General features: G+C 73.5%; 17 protein-coding genes. 14 read left to right on the top strand and 3 right to left on the bottom strand.

The window, feature by feature from the left end; genetic code table 11:
• Positions 1–131: 131 nt before the first annotated feature.
• The gene (gene pucL, locus ABT084_RS22395) at positions 132–1,049 is read left to right on the top strand and encodes a factor-independent urate hydroxylase (RefSeq protein ID WP_351046642.1); all 918 of its coding nucleotides are present in this window, start codon (positions 132–134) and stop codon (positions 1,047–1,049) included.
• 27 nt (positions 1,050–1,076) lie between these two features.
• On the opposite strand, the gene ABT084_RS22390 is transcribed toward pucL, so the two are convergent.
• A complete protein-coding gene (locus ABT084_RS22390; RefSeq protein ID WP_351046639.1) occupies positions 1,077–1,526 on the bottom strand; it encodes a histidine phosphatase family protein in 450 nt (149 codons plus the stop codon).
• Positions 1,527–1,761: 235 nt separating this feature from the next.
• On the opposite strand from ABT084_RS22390, the gene ABT084_RS22385 reads away from it, so the two are divergent.
• The 6 genes from ABT084_RS22385 to ABT084_RS22360 all read left to right on the top strand — a co-directional run bounded on the left by ABT084_RS22385 (position 1,762) and on the right by ABT084_RS22360 (position 4,708).
• Positions 1,762–1,977, top strand: a complete 216-nt coding sequence (locus ABT084_RS22385) for a CbtB domain-containing protein (protein ID WP_283450817.1) — start codon at positions 1,762–1,764, stop codon at positions 1,975–1,977.
• Between the two features lie 29 nt (positions 1,978–2,006).
• The gene (locus tag ABT084_RS22380; protein ID WP_351046635.1) at positions 2,007–2,759 is read left to right on the top strand and encodes a CbtA family protein; all 753 of its coding nucleotides are present in this window, start codon (positions 2,007–2,009) and stop codon (positions 2,757–2,759) included.
• A gap of 40 nt (positions 2,760–2,799) precedes the next feature.
• Positions 2,800–3,090, top strand: a complete 291-nt coding sequence (locus tag ABT084_RS22375) for a hypothetical protein (protein ID WP_351046632.1) — start codon at positions 2,800–2,802, stop codon at positions 3,088–3,090.
• 286 nt (positions 3,091–3,376) lie between these two features.
• On the top strand, positions 3,377–4,006 hold the full coding sequence (locus ABT084_RS22370) for a class F sortase (RefSeq protein WP_351046630.1): 630 nt from the start codon (positions 3,377–3,379) through the stop codon (positions 4,004–4,006).
• Between the two features lie 128 nt (positions 4,007–4,134).
• A complete protein-coding gene (locus ABT084_RS22365) occupies positions 4,135–4,488 on the top strand; it encodes a hypothetical protein (protein WP_351046628.1) in 354 nt (117 codons plus the stop codon).
• A gap of 55 nt (positions 4,489–4,543) precedes the next feature.
• A complete protein-coding gene (locus ABT084_RS22360; RefSeq protein ID WP_351046626.1) occupies positions 4,544–4,708 on the top strand; it encodes a hypothetical protein in 165 nt (54 codons plus the stop codon).
• A 271-nt stretch (positions 4,709–4,979) separates the two neighbouring features.
• On the opposite strand, the gene ABT084_RS22355 is transcribed toward ABT084_RS22360, so the two are convergent.
• A complete protein-coding gene (locus tag ABT084_RS22355; RefSeq protein ID WP_351046623.1) occupies positions 4,980–5,378 on the bottom strand; it encodes a hypothetical protein in 399 nt (132 codons plus the stop codon).
• Between the two features lie 205 nt (positions 5,379–5,583).
• Here ABT084_RS22355 and ABT084_RS22350 point away from each other — a divergent pair, with 205 nt between their 5' ends.
• The 5 genes from ABT084_RS22350 to ABT084_RS22330 all read left to right on the top strand — a co-directional run bounded on the left by ABT084_RS22350 (position 5,584) and on the right by ABT084_RS22330 (position 12,633).
• Positions 5,584–6,411, top strand: a complete 828-nt coding sequence (locus tag ABT084_RS22350; RefSeq protein ID WP_351046621.1) for a hypothetical protein — start codon at positions 5,584–5,586, stop codon at positions 6,409–6,411.
• 72 nt (positions 6,412–6,483) lie between these two features.
• Positions 6,484–8,472, top strand: coding sequence for an FUSC family protein (locus ABT084_RS22345; protein WP_351046618.1), 1,989 nt, complete (start codon positions 6,484–6,486; stop codon positions 8,470–8,472).
• A 54-nt stretch (positions 8,473–8,526) separates the two neighbouring features.
• Positions 8,527–9,237 (top strand): hypothetical protein, encoded by a 711-nt coding sequence (locus ABT084_RS22340; protein ID WP_351046616.1) that lies wholly within the window; start codon positions 8,527–8,529, stop codon positions 9,235–9,237.
• Positions 9,234–10,556, top strand: coding sequence for a sensor histidine kinase (locus ABT084_RS22335; RefSeq protein WP_351046613.1), 1,323 nt, complete (start codon positions 9,234–9,236; stop codon positions 10,554–10,556). The genes ABT084_RS22340 and ABT084_RS22335 overlap by 4 nt, the downstream gene beginning before the upstream one ends.
• Before the next feature lie 241 nt (positions 10,557–10,797).
• Positions 10,798–12,633: a VWA domain-containing protein gene (locus tag ABT084_RS22330; RefSeq protein WP_351046610.1), complete on the top strand. Its 1,836-nt coding sequence runs from the start codon at positions 10,798–10,800 to the stop codon at positions 12,631–12,633.
• A 99-nt stretch (positions 12,634–12,732) separates the two neighbouring features.
• Here the strand turns inward: ABT084_RS22330 and aspS are convergent, their stop codons facing one another.
• Positions 12,733–14,544, bottom strand: a complete 1,812-nt coding sequence (gene aspS, locus ABT084_RS22325) for an aspartate--tRNA ligase (protein WP_351046608.1) — start codon at positions 14,542–14,544, stop codon at positions 12,733–12,735.
• A 138-nt stretch (positions 14,545–14,682) separates the two neighbouring features.
• On the opposite strand from aspS, the gene ABT084_RS22320 reads away from it, so the two are divergent.
• Entirely contained in the window at positions 14,683–16,842 is a 2,160-nt protein-coding gene (locus ABT084_RS22320; RefSeq protein ID WP_351046605.1) for a SpoIIE family protein phosphatase, read from the top strand.
• A 40-nt stretch (positions 16,843–16,882) separates the two neighbouring features.
• Positions 16,883–17,971: an AI-2E family transporter gene (locus tag ABT084_RS22315; RefSeq protein WP_351046684.1), complete on the top strand. Its 1,089-nt coding sequence runs from the start codon at positions 16,883–16,885 to the stop codon at positions 17,969–17,971.
• The last annotated feature ends 24 nt before the right edge of the window (positions 17,972–17,995 follow it).

Raw genomic sequence — 17,995 nt, 5'->3', positions numbered from 1 at the left:
TCCCGGGGCGGCCGTCACGGCCGAACGGCGGGGAGCGGCGCGTCCAGGACATCCGGACGGGCGCTGGACGCCGGGCGTACGGGATCCAGAACACCGGACTCCGTGTTCCCGAGTACCCGAAGGAAGACAGCATGAGCAAGCACGTCCTGGGCCACAACCAGTACGGCAAGGCCGAGAACCGCATCGTCAAGGTCACCCGCAAGGGCAGCGACGGTTCGTGGCACGAGATCCGCGACCTCAACGTCTCGGTCGCGCTCCGCGGTGACTTCCGCGACGTCCACCTGACCGGCGACAACGCCCACTGCCTGCCGACCGACACCACCAAGAACACCGTGTACGCCTTCGGCAAGGAGCACGGCATCGACTCCCCGGAGGCCTTCGGCATCCGGCTCGCCAAGCACTTCGTCTCCTCGCAGGCCCCGATCCGCGAGGCGCAGATCCGCATCGAGGAGTACGCCTGGGAGCGGATCCCGGTGCCGACCCGCAAGGAGCAGCACTCCTTCGTCCTCAAGGGCCAGGAAGTGCGCACCGCGCAGGTCACCTACAGCGAGACGACCGGTCTCCAGGTCATCTCGGGGCTGAAGGACCTGACCGTGATGAACTCGACCAACTCCGAGTTCCACGGCTACATCAAGGACAAGTACACGACCCTGCAGGAGGCGTACGACCGCATCCTGGCCACCAAGGTCACCTCGCGCTGGGCGCATTCGGCGCTGGCCGCCGACGACCCGGAGTACGACTGGGACCGGTCGTACAAGAAGGTCCGCAAGCACATGCTGGACGCCTTCGCGGAGACGTACTCGTACTCGCTCCAGCAGACCCTGAACCAGATGGCCGAGCGCGTGCTCGACCACTGCCCGCGGGTCAACGAGGTCCGGCTGAACCTCCCCAACAAGCACCACTTCCTCGTCGACCTGGAGCCGTTCGGCCTCAAGAACGACAACGAGGTCTACTTCGCCGCGGACCGGCCCTACGGTCTCATCGAGGGCACCATCCACCGCGAGGGCGTGCAGCCCGTGATCGCCACGAGCGACTGGATCGTCGCCTAGGCACGCCTGGGCCCTGTCGTCGGGGGCTCACTCCGGCCGGCCCAGCCGCAGGTTCCAGCGGCCGGACCGGCCGGTGAGCTCGGTGACGGTCTCCGGCCGTACGTCGAGGCGCCAGAAGGCGGCGTGCGGCAGCTCCAGCGCGTGCACGACCGCCGCGCGTACGACGGCCTGCTCGACCGGCAGCCGGTGGCGGCCCTCACCGAGCCCGGCCAGGGCCGCCCCCACCCGGTCCGTCAGCGCGGCCACCGACTCGCCGCCCGGGGGCGCGTAGGCCGGGTCGGTGAGCCAGCGCCGCACGGCGGCCGGGTCCTCGGCGGCCACCTCCGCCAGGGTCCGACCGGCCCAGGCGCCGGTGTCCAGGCCGCTCAGGCCCGGGTGTCCGGGGCAGTGCGGCGCGGATCCGAACCGCCCTTCGCGGGCGGCGGAGTCGAGCGCGGGGGTGACGAGGAGCAGGCGCACGGAGGCGGCAGAGGGCATGGGCCGAGGGTAGAGCGCACGCCCGGGGCGTGAGACGGCGGACACACGCCGTGGTGTTCACGCCACTTGCGCGGTACGGTCTCGGACGACATGACGACGGTATGACGGAAGTACCGGTGAGAATCCGGCACGGTCGCGCCACTGTGAATCCTCCCGCGAGGGAGGGAAGTCAGACCCGCCACCTTCGTCAAGAGCACCACTGACCGGGACGCGTGTTCCCCCTGGAGGTTCTGCCATGGCTCACTCCGCCGTGCCCACGACGGCTCCCGCCGCCGTTTCGCCCATCTCGCTCAAGGAACTGGCCCCTTGGGCCCTGTTCGTCGGCATCCTGATGCTGGTCCTGCTCTACTTCGTCGGCGCCGAGCAGGGCGCCACCGCGGTCTTCCAGGGCGACACCATCCACGAGTGGATGCACGACGGCCGCCACCTGCTCGGCTTCCCCTGCCACTGATCTCCCGAGCGGCAAGAGGGAACGAACCGATGAACTCCATTTCCGTCCGTGCCCTGTTGGTCCGGGGCATGCTCGCCGGGCTCGTGGCCGGTGTGGCGGCCTTCCTCGTCGCGTACCTCCTCGGTGAATCCACGGTGGACGCGGCGATCTCGCTCGAAGAGGCCGCCAACGCCGGTCACGACCACGCCGAGATGGCGCCGGTCAGCCGGGCCCTGCAGTCCACCGCGGGGCTCGGTACCGGTGTCCTGCTCTACTCGGTCGCGCTCGGCGGCATCGCCGCGCTCGTCTTCTGCTTCGCGCTCGGACGCATCGGCCGCTTCACGCCGCGGGCCACCGCGGCGCTGGTCGCGGGTGGCCTGTTCCTCACGGTCACGCTGGTGCCGTTCCTGAAGTACCCCGCCAATCCGCCCGCGGTCGGTGATCCCGACACCGTCGTGAAGCGGACCACCCTCTACGTACTGATGATCGCGCTCAGCGTGCTCCTCGCCGCGGCGGCCACGATCCTGGGCCGGCGTCTGGCGCCTTCCCGGGGGAACTGGAACGCGAGCATCATCGCCCTGGCCTCGTTCGTCGTGGCGATCGGTGTCGCGTACGCGTTCCTGCCCGCGGTCAACGAGGTCCCGGCCGATTTCCCGGCCGGGCTCATCTGGCAGTTCCGGCTGGCCTCGCTCGCCATCCAGGCGACGCTGTGGGCGGTTTTCGGCCTCGGCTTCGGCGTTCTTGCCGAACGCCTGCTTGTTCCTTCCTCCGTACAGAAGGAAGCTGTTCAGCCTACGAGCTGATCGGCTGATCGCCTCGGTCGTCACGACGGAGGGTCCCGGCATGCAAACGGCTACGCGGCCTCGGCAGAGCCGGTACCCGCGGGGCTGGCACCCGCAGAGCTGGCGTTGGCAGGGCTGGACGGGCGCCGCGCCCTTCTGGGTCAACGTCGCGCTGCTGGGTGTCGCCCAGTTCTCCACCGTGATGCTGCTGGCCCAGATCGGCATCATCACGGCCCTGGCCGCGATCGGCGGTCTGGTCCGGCACCTCGTGTACCGCGACTACGGCCACCCGGCCATCCACCTGGCCGCCGCGCTCCTGGGCGCGGCGGTCGTGGCGTCGGTCCTCACCTGAGCCCTCACCCGAGCCCTCGCGGGAGCCCCGCGGGCCTCCGCGGGTGACCACGGGCGTCGCTGCGGGGCCTCCCCGCCCCTCACCCGTTCGGGGGCCTCCCCGACGTCGGATCGAACCCGCCCCGCACCGGCCGCGAGCTGCGAAGACGCGCTCCGGGCGGTCCGACACGCCCTTGACACCTCCTCAAGGTCCACTCGTTCACACGGTAGTGACAGGCGGACGGGGGTCCACTGCCCCCGGGACATCCCGGCCTCCCCCGCACCCGGCCGGACTCAGGAGGACTGCCATGCACCGCCCGAAGTGGATCGTTGGCGGAGTGACGGTGGCTCTGCTGTGCACCGGACTCGTGCTGTTGCGCAGCACCGACGGCGCGGACGGCGATCCCGGCGCCGCCGGAGCCGCCGGCACCTCCTCCAAAGCTCCGGCGGAGGGCTTCCCCTCGCGGGCCCTCGGGCTCTCCGGCCACCGGCGGCTCGTCGAGCAGCTGGAGGACGGGCGGGAGGAGCACGCCGGGCACGGCCCGGGCCACGGCCCCCGCAGGGGTGCGGGCCGCGCCGGGGTCGCCCCGCTGGCGGCGGCCCGCCCGCTGCGGCTGCGCATCCCCGACCTCGCGGTCGACATCCCGCTGACCGCGGGTTCGGCGGGCAGCGCGGTCGGCTGGGACGTCGACAGCCCCACCCCCGGATCGGCCGGGACGGCCATGGTGTCCGGGGAGAGCGCCACCCTGCACCTGGCCACGCTGCGCAAGGGCCGCACGATCGAGATCCCGCGCGCGGACGGACGTACGGCCGTCTTCACGATCGACCACGTCGGCACGCTCCGGGCGCCCGGAGCGGGCAAGCGCGCCGAACTGCGCGTCGTCACCGGCGAGACCGCGGTCCACGCCCACCTGACGGGGACCCGGCGGACGCGTTAGCACCCGGTCCCGCCCCCGCCCCCGCCTTCCGATGGTCCGTAGCCCGGGGGAGGTGTGTCCGTCCCCCGATCGGGGGCTTCTGGGGTGCTGTGGGGGCAGGGCCGGGCGTGTCGGGGCACATCCCGGGAATGAGCGGGACGCGGTACGCGCGGACGGTGCGGACGGCACTGGCGAGGGCCCTGACGGTGGCCTGCGTCGTGCTGCTCTGCGCGTTCGGCGCGGGCGCCGTGGCCGCCGCGGCGGGTCCCGCCCCCGCGCCCCGGTCCGCGTCCGCGGCCGAGCCCGCGGAATCCGACCCCGGCGCCGCGGATCCCGAGGTCCGGGCCGCCCCGCGGTGCTGCGCCCGTGGGATCGCCCCGCGCCGTGCGCCCTCGCCGGGGACCCCGGTGGCCGCGGCGGCGACGGCGCGCGCGTTCCCGTACGGGAGCGGGGAGACGGAGTGCGGGCCCCGCACGGTGCGGAGTGTGGTCCTGCGCTGCTGAGCGGGCCGAGCAGCAGCGCACCCCCACACCCCTGTCACCCCTGTGAGGTTCCGCCATGCCCATCGACCCCTACGCGGCCCTGAACGCCATGCTGCGCGCGGAAGCGGCCCGTTTCACGGTGCCACCGCCGTCCCCGAGGCCCGCCCAGAGCGCCGCGGACACCGCGGCGGACGCCAGGACCGGCGCCGAAGCCCCGGCGGAGGCACCGCCGGGCGAGTGAACCGCCGATGTTTCACGTGAAACACGGCGCGCCCGGTGCACGGCGGGCGTGCTGAGCGCCGTCACCAGGCACGCGAAAACGCCGGTTCCCGGGCCCTCGGCAACGGAGAGTGGACGGTGAGGTTCGACCACCGGGCCCGGGAACCGGCGCCTCTGTCAGTCTGCGACAGGGGCGCCGGGCTCCGCCTCGGGCGAAAGACCACGATCCGCTCGGCCGTAAGGCCCCTGCGGGAGGGGCCGACGACCGGGCGCCAGGGCCTTGGGGGCCGGTTTCAGGCCTCGCGCGCGTGGTAGCGGTAGAACGCGCCCACCGCGACGCCCGCGGCCGCTGCCAGGGCGATGCCGCTCGACATCAGCACGCTCTGGCCGCTGAGGCTGTACAGGTAGCCGAGGGCGATCCCCGTGAAGATGCCGTACGCCGCCGCGCGGACCTCCTGGGGGAGCCTCGGGCCGACCCGGGCGAGCGCGAACAGACAGGCCGCGAAGAGCACGCCGCACAGGATCCCGTAGAAGACGTTGCCCGCGTCGACCGGTCCCATCTGCCGTTTCATGAACGCCGCGTAGACCCCGTAGACGAGGCCGAGGATCAATGGGCCGGCCAGGGCGAGCCTGCCGGAGTGCTTGAGGTCCGCCGCGTACCGCGCGCGGGCGGTGGGTGCCGCATGTGCCATGACCGGGCTCCCTCTCTGGGGTCGGAGAGCGTGATGTCCCGCTTCCTCACCCTCCAGGTCACACCCGCCGCCCGCACCGGGCAAGTTGATCAAGCACGGGCGCCCGGACGCGCCGCCACCGCACGGGTGACGTCGGCCCGGCCGGGCCACCCGTGCGCAGCAATCCGGCTCGCGCCCGCGCCCGCGCCTGGCATTCCCTGGTGACGTGCGCACCTTCCTCTCGGCCGTGCTCGTCGTGCTCGTGGCCCTCCTCGTGCCGCTGAGCGTCGTCGCGTACTGGGCCGACCGCGAGCTGGGCGACGCCGACCGCTACACCGCGGCCATGTCCCCGCTCGCCGAGAACCCCGCCGTCCGGCAGGTCGTCGTCACCCAGGCCGGCCGCGCGCTCGCCGGACAGATCGACGCGGGCCCCTTCCAGGGCGGCATCGAGAGCCTCCTCGGCGAGGCCCTGCACTCCTTCACCGGCACCCCCGCCTACCGGACCGCGTGGGACGCGGCCAACCGCGCCGCGCACGCCGCGTTCCTCAAGGCCCTCACCACCGGTGAGGGAGACGCCCTGACCATCGACCTCGCGCCCATCGTCGAACAGGTGAAGGGGGAACTCGTCGGCGACGGCGTGCCCCTCGCCGACCGGATCCCGGTCTCCCACATCACGGTCAAGGTGATGGAGTACGACAACCTCGGCGCCCTCCGGAGAGGTTTTCGCATGCTCCAGATCGCGGGCATCTGGCTCCCGGTCCTCACCCTGGTCCTGGCCGCCGCCGCGGTCGCCGTCGCCGCCCGCCGCCGCCGCGCCCTGATCTCCGTCGGCGCGGGCCTCGCGGTCGGCGCCGGGCTGCTCTGGCTCGCGGTGCGGATCTGCCGCGGACTGACCCTGGACGACCTGCCGCCCGACGTCGACCGGCCCGCCGCCGCCGCGGTCTACGACGCCCTCACCGCCTTCCTGCGCACGACCACCTGGGCCGTGCTCGGGCTCGGACTCGCGGTCGTCCTGGCGGCCTGGCTGACCGGGCGACTGCGCCGGACCCCATAAGCTCGGACTCGTACACAACCTCCCCAGAAGGCCCCAGAAGAACCGATTCGCGAGGGGCGGTACGGAAGCGGCATGAGCAGCGAACAGATACCGTCCGGGCGGGTCCGGCCCCATCCGCTCGCGCCGCCCGCCTGGCTGCTCAAGGGGCTGCGGCCGAGCAGCGCACCGGTCCCCTGGGCCGCCGCGGCGCGCGCCGGTGTCGCGATGGCCACGCCGCTCGCGGTCGGATTCGCCCTGGGCGAGCCGGAGTACGGCGCCCTCGCCTCGATGGGCGCCCTGTCCGGGGTGATCGGCGACACCGCCGACGCCTACCGGATGCGGATCCTCAACATCGCCGTCCCGCAGCTGTTCGGCGCGGTCGGGGTGGCCCTCGGCACCCTGGTCTTCGGCCACGGCTGGCTGGCCGTCGGAGCGCTCACCCTGGTCGCGCTGGTCTCCGGGATGATCTCCTCGATCGGGACGGTCGCCTCCGTCTCCGGTCTGCTGCTCCTGCTCAACGCCGTGGTCGGGGCCGGGCTGCCGATGCCCGAACCCTGGTGGACCGCGCCGCTGCTGCTCAGCGCGGGCGGGCTGTTCGTGCTCGCGCTGACCCTGCTCGGCTGGCCGCTGCGCGGGCGGCGCCCGGAGCGGGCCGCCGTCGGCGCCACCTACCGTTCGCTCGCCGAGCTGCTGGAGAGCGCGGGCGGACCGGCGTACGAGGAACGCCGCCAAGGGGTCACCCAGGCGCTGAACCAGGCCTACGACCTGGTGCTCGGGCGGCGGGCCCGGGTGCACGGGCGCAGCCCCTCGCTGGTGCGGATGCTGGCCCAGCTCAATGTGGTGATCCCGCTGGTCGAGGCCGCGCCCGCGGCCCACCTGCGCGGGCGGCCGCTGCCCCCGGAGATCCCCGCGGCGGTGCGGGCGCTCGCGGTCGCCGTCGAGGAGGGCCGCACGCGGGCCCTCGTACTGGAACTGCCCGAGCCGCACGGCGAGTCCGAGCGGGCCATCGACGCCGCGCTGCGGCACGCGGCCACCATCGTGGACCTGGCCGAGCCGGAGCTGCACAACATCGACGACCGGCTCGGGCGGCCCGCCGCGCTGGGGGTGCGGGCCCGGCGCGCGGTGCGCGACATGGTGTGGTCCGGGGCCTCCTGGCGGTACGGGCTGCGGCTCGCGCTGTGCATCGGGCTGGCCCAGGCGCTGGTGTCGGTGGTGCAGATCGAGCGCTCGTACTGGGTGGCCCTGACCGTCACCTTCGTCCTCAAGCCCGACTTCGGCTCGGTCTTCTCCCGCGCCGTGCTGCGCGCGCTGGGCACCGCGGGCGGGCTGGTCGTGGCCGCCGCCGTGCTCGCCGAGGTGCCGCGCGGCTGGTGGGACGTCCCGGTGATGGTGGTGCTCGCCGCGCTGATCCCGGCCTTCTCCGCCAAGGGGTACGCCTTCCAGACCGCCGCGATCACCCCGGTGATCCTGCTGCTGTCGGACCTGCTCAACCACCAGGGCTTCGACCTGATCCGGCCCCGCCTGCTGGACAGCCTGATCGGCTGCGCCATCACCCTGGTCGCGGGCTACCTGCTGTGGCCGGAGAGCTGGCACACCCGGATCGGCGACCGGCTCGCCGACACCGTGGACGACGCCGCGCGCTACGTCGAGCGGGCCTTCGGGCCGTACGAGGACACCGAGGCCGGGCTGCGGGCGGCGCGCACGGCACGGCTCCAGGCCCGCCGCCGGATCTACCGCGACCTGTCGGGGGTGCGCAGCGAATTCCAGCGGGCGCTGACCGAGCCGCCGCCCGTCGGGGCCCGGGCCGCCGCCTGGTGGCCGCTGGTCGTCGCCGTGGAGCGGATCGTGGACGCCACCACCGCGGCCCGGGTCCGGGTCAACCACGGGGCCGAGCACCCGGGCCCCGAGGAGGTCGCCGCGATCACCGCGGGCCTGCGCGCCCTGGCCGGGACCGTCCGCGCCTCCCGCACCCCGCCCCGGGTGCGCGCCCCGCAGACCGGGGCCCCGCCGGAGAGTTCCGTCCTCTCCCCGGTCCACCAGGAGCTGGCGGCGGCCCGCGCCATCGCGTCCCCCGCCCCGTAACCCGGATGGGTCCGCGCCCGGGCCCCGCAGGACGGGGCGGGGGAGCATCGGAGCATGCGGAGCCCGCGCGCGAGCGCACTGCCGGTCCTCGCCGCCCTGCTGGCGGCCACGGCGGGCTGCGCCGACACCGAGGGGCTGCGCAGCCAGGGCGACCTGGGCGTCGTCCACGCGCCGCAGACCCTGTGGAAGGACATCCACCCCGAGCCGCCCGGCCCCGGGCAGGCCCCCGGGCGGGCCGCGGTCGTGCCCGGGCTCGACGTGGTCCCGGGCGGCGACATGCGGGGCGTGGACGCGCTGGCCGTCGTACGGGCCGACCTCACCTCCGCCACCCGGCAGGACGGCGGCACCGGGCGCCTCGTCGACCCGCGGGCCGTGCAGCGGCTCGCGCTGTGCACCGAGGAGGCGGGCGGCGGTCCCGACTGCCCGGTGCGGCCGGGCGTCCTGCACGACCTCACCGGCAACGGCAAGGACGAGCTGATCACCGCCCTGGACCTCGACGGCCGGGTCAGCGAACTGCGCGTCTACACCGTCCAGGACGACGGCCGGATCGCCCGCATCCTGGCCCGCCGCGGTGTCCTGGAGGGCGTGGAGGTCGCCGCCGAGCACCTGGCGGTGCGCGAGCCGACCTCCAACCCGAAGTACATCTCCGTCTCCGACTACGTGTGGGATCCCGGAGCGGGTCTGATGAACCTGTCGGACCTGACCCTCGACGACTGCCCCTCCTCCACGGCCCCCGCCGCCCGCTGCCAGGCGAGCGGTCCGTGAGGGGCGGCCCCCGGGCGCTGCGGCGGGTGACGGGCAGCCTGCGCTGGAAGATCGCCCTGACCACCACCGCCGTGTGCTGCGCGGTGGCGGCCGTCCTCGGGGTCCTGGTGCACAACGTCGTGGCCCGGCAGATCTCCGGCGAGGTCCGCAAGGACCTGGACCGGGACCTGCAATCCGCCCTCGCCCAGTACCAGTACGGCACCACGAACGGCGACGTGAACTCCGCCCTGGACCCGCCCGGGCTCCCCCGGCCGCTGCGCGAGCTCGTCGCGCGCGGCGAGACCGGCAGCATGGTCGGCACCCACGACGGCAAACCCGTCATGTGGGCCGCCGGGCCCGCCGACCGCAGCGCGCTCGCGGTCTGGCAGCCGTACGAGGGCACCCGCTCCCGGCTGCGCGACATCGACACCGCGATCCTCGCCTCCAGCGCGCTGGCCGCCGGGCTCGTGGCGCTGGCCGGACTCTTCCTCGCCAACCGGATCAGCAAGCGGCTGGCGACCACGGCCGCCGTCGCCCGCAGGATCAGCGCCGGGGACCTGGACGCCCGGGTCGGGCTCGCGCGGGGACGCGGGCGCGACCGGGGCGGGGACGAGGGAGAAGGAGAGGCGCGGGACGAGGTCCGGGACGAGGTCCGGGACGAGGTCCGGGACGTGGCCGCCGCGCTGGACTCGATGGCCGCCTCGCTGCAGGGGCGCCTGGAGGCGGAGAAGCGGTTCACGGCGGACGTCGCGCACGAGCTGCGCACACCGCTGACCGGCTCGCTCGCGGCGGCCGCGCTGCTGCCGGAGGGCCGGCCCAAGGAGATGATCAACGACCGGCTGAAGGCGCTGCACCTGCTCACCGAGGACCTGCTGGAGATCTCCCGGCTGGACTCCGGGGTCGAGCGGGCCGACCTCGCCCGGGTCGAGCTGGGCCGGGCGGTCGAGCGGATCGTCAGCGGCACCCGGTCGACGGCCACGGTCCGGGTGGTGCGCGAGGCGGTCGTCCTGACCGACCGGCGGCGGCTCGACCGGATCATGGCCAACCTGCTGGTCAACGCCGAGAAGCACGGGCGGCCGCCGGTGGAGATCACCGTGGAGGGACCGGTGGTGGTCGTCCGCGACCACGGGCCGGGCTATCCGGCCGACCTGATCGAGCGGGGGCCGCAGCGGTTCCGCACCGGCGATCCGGGGCGGGGGCGGGGGCACGGGCTGGGTCTGACCATCGTGCTGGGCCAGGCCGCCGTGCTGGAGATCGGGCTGGACTTCGCCAACGCGGCGGACGGGGGCGCGGTGACGACGCTGCGGCTGCCCATCGGGAAGCTGGTGCCGGGGAGTTGACCCGGAGTGGATCTTGGAGCCGGTCGACCGGTCCGGTGCGTGGATGAACAGCGGGTGAACGGGGGCCGCGGGAAGGGGAGTTCACCCTGGTGGGCGGCGTGCGGGGGCGGCGGGCGACGCGAAGGGTGCCCCTGCCGATGTTCCAGCCAAGGGGCCGATAACCTTACGTGTCCACTCTGGGCAGGGATCTTCCCCACAGCACGGACAAATGACGCACGCACTCATGTGAAAGGCCTCGCCCATGGGTATTCGGAGCTTGTTCCGCAAGGTGTTCGGCCGTTCCCCGGAGCCGGTCCAGGAGGCCTCGGCGGACACCACCGCCGGCGCCCCGCAGGCCGCCGTCCCCTCCCAGGGGGCCGAACGGACCCCCCTGGACGCGGCGGCGGAACTGGTGGCGGCGTCCTTCGACAGCCCTACGGTCCCCCCGCAGTCCACCCCGCGCGACGGCGGTGCCGGCGCGGTGATGACCGCCCCGACCCCGCCCGCGGCGCCCACCCAGGACCCCACGGTCCCGGAAGCCCGCCGCCATGGCGCCGGCGCCGGCCCCACCGTGTCCGACCCCGGGCCGGAGGCGCAGCCCCCGGCTGCCGCCGAGCCCGAGCCCGTGGCTGCCCCTGAGCAGCCCGTCGCCGCGGAAGCGGAGGCCGAGCCCGAGCCCGAGCCCGCAGCGGCGGAGCCCGTGACCGCGGTCGCGGCCCCCGAGGCCGAAGCGGAACCGCAGCCCGAGGCCGTCGCGGCAGCCGAGCCGCAGGCCGAGGCCGTCGCGCCGGAGGCGGAGTCCGCAACGGAGCCGGAACTCCCGGCCGCCGAGGCGGAAGCAGCGGAGCCGCAGGCTCAGCCGGCCGTCGCGGCCGAGCCCATCGCGGCAACCGCGCCCGAGACCGAGCCCGCGCCCGAGGCGCAGCCCGAGCCCGTCGCGGCGGCGACCGAGACCGCCCCGACGGCCGAAGCGGAACCGCAGCCCGCCGAGGCGGCAGCCGAGCCGCAGGCCCAGCCAGCCGTCGTGGCCGAGCCCCTCGCGGCAGCCGTGACCGAAGCCGAGCCCGCGCCCGAGGCGCAGCCCGAGCCCGTCGCGGCAGCGACCGAGACCGCCCCGGCGGCCGAAGCGGAACCGCAGCCCATCGCCACGGCGGCAGCCGAGCCGCAGGCTCAGCCGGTCGTCGTGGCCGAGCCCATCGCGGCAACCGCGCCCGAGACCGAGCCCGCGCCCGAGGCGCAGCCCGAGCCCGTCGCGGCAGCGACCGAAACCGCACCGAAGCCCAAGCGCGCACCCCGTGCCCGCCCCGTCGCCGCAGCCGCAGCCGCAGCCGCGGAACCCGAGCCCGCCCCCACGCCGGAGGCGGACCCCGCAGCCGAGCCCGCGCTCGAAACCGCCGCCACGCCCGAAGCGGAGCCCGCGCCCGAGGCGGACCCCGCCGAGTCGGCCGCCGCCGGCGTCGCGGTGGCCGAGGTGCGCCGCCGGGCCCCCGGGCTCGGGGGCGCGTACAAGGCCGCCGCCCAGGTGCTCCGCACCAAGGGGCAGACGGACGCCCGCGCCCGTGTCTACCTGGTCCTCGACCGGTCCGGTTCGATGCGCCCGTTCTACAAGGACGGCAGCGCCCAGTACCTGGCCGACCACGTCCTGGCCCTGGCCGCGCACCTCGACGCCGACGCCACCGTGCACACCGTCTTCTTCTCCACCGACATCGACGGCACGGCGGACCTCACCCTCGACGAGCACACCGGCTGGGTCGACGCGCAGCACACCGCGCTCGGGCGCATGGGGCGGACGAGCTACCACCGGGCCGTCGAGCAGGTCGTCGAGCACTACCAGAAGAACGGCGGCGAGGGCCGGGCCCTGGTCGTCTTCCAGACGGACGGCGCCCCCGACAACCGCGTCCCCGCCCGCCAGGCGCTCGCCGAGGCCGCCGCCCACGACATCCACTGGCAGTTCGTGGCCTTCGGTGACCACGACGCCAAGGCCTTCGACTTCCTGCGCAAGCTGGACGCCGACAACGCCGGGTTCTTCCACGCGGGGCCCGCCCCGCAGGAGCTGACCTCGGCCGCCCTCCTCAAGGGCATCCTGAACCACCTGTAAGTCCGGGAAGCCCGGCAAGCCCGGGCAACCCCAGGGAACACGAGGACGCCCCCGCCGGATCCGGCGGGGGCGTCCTCGTACACCAGGCGCAGGCGGCTGCTACTCGGCCGCGGAAGGCGCCACCAGCGTCTCGGCCGACGGCGCGGCCTTCGTCTCCACCGGCTTGCGCAGCGCGATGTTCAGCTCGCGCAGGCGGCTCTCCTCCAGCACCGTGGGCGCGCCCATCATCAGGTCCTGGGCGTTGCCGTTGAGCGGGAAGGCGATCGTCTCGCGGATGTTCGGCTCGTCGGCCAGCAGCATCACCATGCGGTCGACGCCCGGGGCGATGCCACCGTGCGGCGGGGCGCCCAGGCGGAACGCCCGCAGCATGCCCGCGAACTCGCGCTCGACGGTCTCGGCCTCGTAACCCGCGATCGCGAACGCCTTCAGCATCAGCTCGGGCTCGTGGTTGCGGATGGCGCCGGAGGACAGCTCGATGCCGTTGCAGACGATGTCGTACTGCCAGGCGAGGATGTCGAGCGGGTCCTTCTCCTCCAGGTCCTTCATGCCGCCCTGCGGCATGGAGAACGGGTTGTGGGAGAAGTCGATCTTCCCGGTGTCCGGGTCCTTCTCGTACATCGGGAAGTCGACGATCCAGCAGAAGCGGAAGACGTCCTCTTCGAACTGGCCCGCGCGCTTGGCGGCCTCGACGCGGACGCCCGACATGATCTTGGAGACCTCGTCGAACTCACCGGCACCGAAGAACACCGCGTGGCCGGCCGCGAGGCCCAGCCGCTCGGTGAGGACCTTGACGTTCTCCTCGGTGAGGAACTTGGCGATCGGGCCGGTCAGCGCGCCGTCCTCGCCGACGCGGACCCAGGCCAGGCCCTTGGCGCCGAGCGAGATCGCGTACTCGCCCAGGCCGTCGAAGAACTTGCGCGACTGCGCGGCGGTGTCCGGGACGGCCAGCGCGCGCACGTGCTTGCCCGCGAACGCCTTGAACTCCGAGGCCTCGAAGACATCGGTGATGTCGACCAGTTCGAGCGTCGTGCGCAGGTCGGGCTTGTCGTTGCCGTACTTGACCATCGACTCGCGGAACGGGATCCGCGGGAACGGCGAGGTGACCGGGCGGCCCTTGCCGAACTCGGTGAAGATCTCCGTCATCAGCTTCTCGATCGGCTGGAAGACGTCTTCCTGCTCCACGAACGACATCTCGACGTCGAGCTGGTAGAACTCGCCCGGCGAACGGTCGGCGCGGGCGTCCTCGTCGCGGAAGCACGGCGCGATCTGGAAGTAGCGGTCGAAGCCGGAGATCATCAGCAGCTGCTTGAACTGCTGCGGCGCCTGCGGCAGGGCGTAGAACTTGCCCGGGTTCAGGCGCGACGGCACCACGAAGTCACGGGCGCCCTCGGGGGAGGTCGCGGTGAGGATCGGGGTCGCCATCTCGTTGAAGCCGAGGTTCACCATCTTGGAGCGGATGGAGGCGATGACGGCGGAGCGCAGCATGATGTTGCGGTGCATGCGCTCGCGGCGCAGGTCGAGGAAGCGGTATTCCAGGCGCCGCTCCTCGTTCACACCGTCGTCGGTGTTGATCGTGAAGGGCAGCGGGCCCGCGGCGCCGAGCAGCTCGACGTCGGTGACCTCGATCTCGATGTCACCGGTGCCCAGCTCGGGGTTGCGGTTGTCCTCGCCGCGGGAGACGACCTTGCCGTCGATGCGGACGACCGACTCCTTGGAGATGCTGGAGAGCACCTCGTTGGCGGCGGTGCCGGGGCGCACGACGAGCTGGACCAGACCGTAGTGGTCGCGCAGGTCGATGAAGAGGATGCCGCCCAGGTCACGACGATTGTGCACCCAGCCGCTCAGCCGGACGTCGGCGCCGACGTCAGAAATGCGCAGCTCGCCGCAGCTGTGGGACCTGTACCGATGCATCGTTCATCCAGTTCTTCGCGATGGCAGGGTGGTAATCAACCCTGCCAAGGTTACCGTCAGGCCGGGCACGCCCGTGGGCCCGCGTCGGCGGGCCCCTTGAACGGGCACCTCCGGGGCATGACCTGTAAAGATGACTAAATGCGCACCGAGGACGTCCTGGCGGCGATCGCCACCGGTCTGTGGCGCTGGGACAACGCCTCCGGAACGGTCACCCTGGACGGTGAGGCCGCCCGGCTCCTCGGGCTGCCCGCGGAGCCCGTCACCCTGCCCGAGGTGGCCGTGCGGTCCCGCTTCCACCCGGTCGACTGGAACGAGATCAACGGCATCGTGAACCTCGCCGTCGCCGAGGGGACGCTCGCCGAGGCCCGGCTCCGGATCATGGATGTGGACGGGCGCGTCATGCGGACCGTACGCAGCCGCTCCAAACCGGTGGAGAACGTCGGAGCGGACGGCCGGATCGACTACGAGCTGATCGGCACGATCCAGGAGATCGCCGAGCCCCAGCCGGGCACCACGGCCGTCCACACCGCCATCACCGGCGACTGGCGGCGCTCCCGCGAGGCGTTCCTGCTGGACGCGGGCCGCGCGCTGGCCGAGGCCCGCTCCACGACCGAGGTGCTGCGGGTGGCGGCCTCGCTGTCGATGCCCGGTTTCAGCCCGGACGGGCTGGCCGTCTTCGGGATGGCCGGGGAGCGGCTGTCGATCATCGGGCACCACGGGCACGACGTGGGGGACGAGAGTCCCTTCGCGGACATGCGCATGGACACGGACTATCCGGCCGCGGAGGTCGTCCGTACCGGCCGGGCGATCTACCTCCCCACCCCGGAGGACTACAAACGGCGCTTCCCGGCCACCTGGCCGCTCGCACAGCGCTTCGGCCGGACCTCCTGGGCCTTCCTCCCGCTGATCGTCGCGGGGCGCACCATGGGCGCCTGGATGGCCGCCTTCAAGCACCCCGTGTCGTTCTCCCCCGACGAGCGCTCGGTGCTCACCACGGTGGCGCGGATGCTCGCGCAGGCGCTCCAGCGCGCCGGGGTGGCCGATTCCGAGCGGGAACTCACGGCGGGTCTCCAGCGGTCGATGATGCCGCAGCTGGGCCCCGAGATCCCGGGCATGACCATCGCCGCCCGCTACGTCCCGACCGGCGGCGGCCTCCAGGTCGGCGGCGACTGGTACGACATGATCCCGCTGCCGTCGGGCCGGTTCGCCCTGGTCATCGGGGACGTACAGGGCCACGACGTGCGCGCGGCGGGCCTGATGGGCCAGCTGCGGATCGCGGTACGGGCCTACGCCTCCGAGGGCCACCGCCCGGACGCCGTGCTCTCCCGGGCCTCCCGCTTCCTCGCCGGGCTGTGCTCGTCCGAGGAGCGGGCCGATTCCTACGAGGACGAGGACCACCTCAGTCCGCGCTTCGCGACCTGCCTGTACGTCGAGTGCGACCCGGAGACGGGCCTGCTGGAGGTGGCCCGGGCGGGCCACCCGGACCCGGCCGTGCGGATGACGGACGGCACGGTGCTGATGCGCCCGACCGCGGGCGGACTGCCGCTCGGCATCGTCGCCGACACCGGCTATCCGACGACCCGGTTCACCCTGGAACCCGGCGAGACGATGATGCTGTGCACGGACGGTCTGATCGAGACCGGCGGCCACGACCTGGACACCGGCTGGGCCCGGCTGCGCGCCATCCTGGAATCCGGGACGCACTCCGCGGCGCACGAGGGCGAGAGCCTGGAGAAGCTTGCCGACCTGCTGGTCTCCGCCGTCCACGGCCCCTCCTCGCACCACACCACCGGCCCGCTCGCCGACCGGCGCGAGGACGACATAGCGGTGGTCCTGCTCTGCCGCGAGGGGCCCGGCTGCGGCTGCGGCGCCCCGAGCACGCACGCCGCCCGGCCCGCCCGCCGCACGATGCTGACCGTCGCGCAGGCCGAGCCGGAGCGCATCGCGGGCGCCCGGCAGCAGATCCGCGAGCTGCTGCACGACTGGGCTGACGAGGACCAGCTGGACTCGGCGGTCCTGATGGTCTCCGAGATGGTCACCAACGTCCTGATGCACACCGACGGCGACGCCGTGCTCGTCGCCGAGGCCGTCGGCGAGCTGGGCGAACGCCGGCTGCGGGTGGAGGTGTCCGACTCCAGCGACGAACTGCCGCACAAGCGCCACCCGGGCGAGATGGCCTCCAGCGGGCGCGGCGTGCTCCTGATGGAGATGCTGGCGGACAACTGGGGCGTGGACCCGCGGGGCGACGGCAAATCGATCTGGTTCGAACTGAACGAGCAGTCCAAGCCGTTGGAGTGACCGCGACCCGGCCCGAGATCCCTGAGATCCTGGACCGGTGATCAGTTCACTGCTCCCCGAGCCCGTCCGGCGGCTGGCCGCCTGGTGCGCGGTCGTCCTCCTCGTGTCCGGTGTGGTCGCCGTCTTCCTCTGGCTGTGCCAGATCTTCCAGACCGCGGTGACGCCCGTCATGCTCGCCCTGCTCGGAACGGCGCTGCTGCGGCCGATACACCACCGCCTGGTCCGGATGAAGGTGAACCGGTCGCTGGCCGCGGCCCTGACCTGCCTGGCGATCGTGGCGGTGGTCGGCGGCGCCTCGTACGTCGTCGTCGCCGCGCTCATCGACACCGGCGATCAGATCGTGTCGGCCCTGCGCCGCGCGGGCGAGGCCCTGGCCCGGCACTTCGAGGCCGCCGGGACCTCGCTGACGGACCTGGCGAAGAACGCGAAGGAGCTGCTGGCCAAGTTCGGCAGTACGGCCGCCTCCGGCTTCATCGACGGCATCAGCGTCGTCGGGGAGACCTTCGCGACCGCGGTGCTCGCGCTGTTCCTGGTCTTCTTCTTCCTGCGCGACTCGCACCGCGCCGCCGACGGCCTGCGCTCGCTGGTGCCGCGCGACGCCGGGGACATGGTCGAGGCGATGGCCCGCCGCGCCTTCGAGGCGGTCGAGGGGTTCATGCGCGGCACCACCGTCATCGCCCTGATCGACGCCGCGTGCATCACCATCGGCCTGCTGGTGCTGGGCGTGCCGGGCGCGGTGGGGCTGGGCGCGCTGGTGTTCGTCGGCGCGTACGTCCCGTACCTCGGCGCGTTCTTCTCCGGCGCGGTGGCGGTCCTGGTCGCGTTCGCGGACCGGGGCTGGGTGATCGGGCTCTGGACGCTGGGCGTGGTGCTCGCCGTACAGGTGCTGGAGGGCAATGTCCTCCAGCCGATGATCCAGAGCCGTACGGTCCAGATGCATCCGGCGGTGGTGCTGCTGGCGATCACGGCGGGCGCCGGGGTGGCCGGGGTGCTGGGCATGCTGCTGGCCGTACCTCTGGCCGCGGCGGCCTTCGGGGTGCTGTCGGAGCTGCGGGCCCGGTACACGGACGGGCCGGAGGCCACCGGGGCCACCGGGGCCACGGAGTCCACCGGCCCCGCACAGCACTGACGGGCTCCCGGCCGGGAGCCCGTC

Origin of the sequence: Streptomyces sp. NPDC002138, from assembly GCF_040296485.1 — a bacterium.
Classification (GTDB): domain Bacteria; phylum Actinomycetota; class Actinomycetes; order Streptomycetales; family Streptomycetaceae; genus Streptomyces.
This window is presented reverse-complemented; position numbering and strand designations above follow the sequence as displayed.

Coding starts and splice junctions, on each gene's coding strand:
- pucL (WP_351046642.1), top strand. CDS start 132: ATGAGCAAGCACGTCCTGGGCCACAACCAGTACGGCAAGGCCGAGAAC.
- ABT084_RS22390 (WP_351046639.1), bottom strand. CDS start 1,526: ATGCCCTCTGCCGCCTCCGTGCGCCTGCTCCTCGTCACCCCCGCGCTC.
- ABT084_RS22385 (WP_283450817.1), top strand. CDS start 1,762: ATGGCTCACTCCGCCGTGCCCACGACGGCTCCCGCCGCCGTTTCGCCC.
- ABT084_RS22380 (WP_351046635.1), top strand. CDS start 2,007: ATGAACTCCATTTCCGTCCGTGCCCTGTTGGTCCGGGGCATGCTCGCC.
- ABT084_RS22375 (WP_351046632.1), top strand. CDS start 2,800: ATGCAAACGGCTACGCGGCCTCGGCAGAGCCGGTACCCGCGGGGCTGG.
- ABT084_RS22370 (WP_351046630.1), top strand. CDS start 3,377: ATGCACCGCCCGAAGTGGATCGTTGGCGGAGTGACGGTGGCTCTGCTG.
- ABT084_RS22365 (WP_351046628.1), top strand. CDS start 4,135: ATGAGCGGGACGCGGTACGCGCGGACGGTGCGGACGGCACTGGCGAGG.
- ABT084_RS22360 (WP_351046626.1), top strand. CDS start 4,544: ATGCCCATCGACCCCTACGCGGCCCTGAACGCCATGCTGCGCGCGGAA.
- ABT084_RS22355 (WP_351046623.1), bottom strand. CDS start 5,378: ATGGCACATGCGGCACCCACCGCCCGCGCGCGGTACGCGGCGGACCTC.
- ABT084_RS22345 (WP_351046618.1), top strand. CDS start 6,484: ATGAGCAGCGAACAGATACCGTCCGGGCGGGTCCGGCCCCATCCGCTC.
- ABT084_RS22340 (WP_351046616.1), top strand. CDS start 8,527: ATGCGGAGCCCGCGCGCGAGCGCACTGCCGGTCCTCGCCGCCCTGCTG.
- ABT084_RS22330 (WP_351046610.1), top strand. CDS start 10,798: ATGGGTATTCGGAGCTTGTTCCGCAAGGTGTTCGGCCGTTCCCCGGAG.
- aspS (WP_351046608.1), bottom strand. CDS start 14,544: ATGCATCGGTACAGGTCCCACAGCTGCGGCGAGCTGCGCATTTCTGAC.
- ABT084_RS22320 (WP_351046605.1), top strand. CDS start 14,683: ATGCGCACCGAGGACGTCCTGGCGGCGATCGCCACCGGTCTGTGGCGC.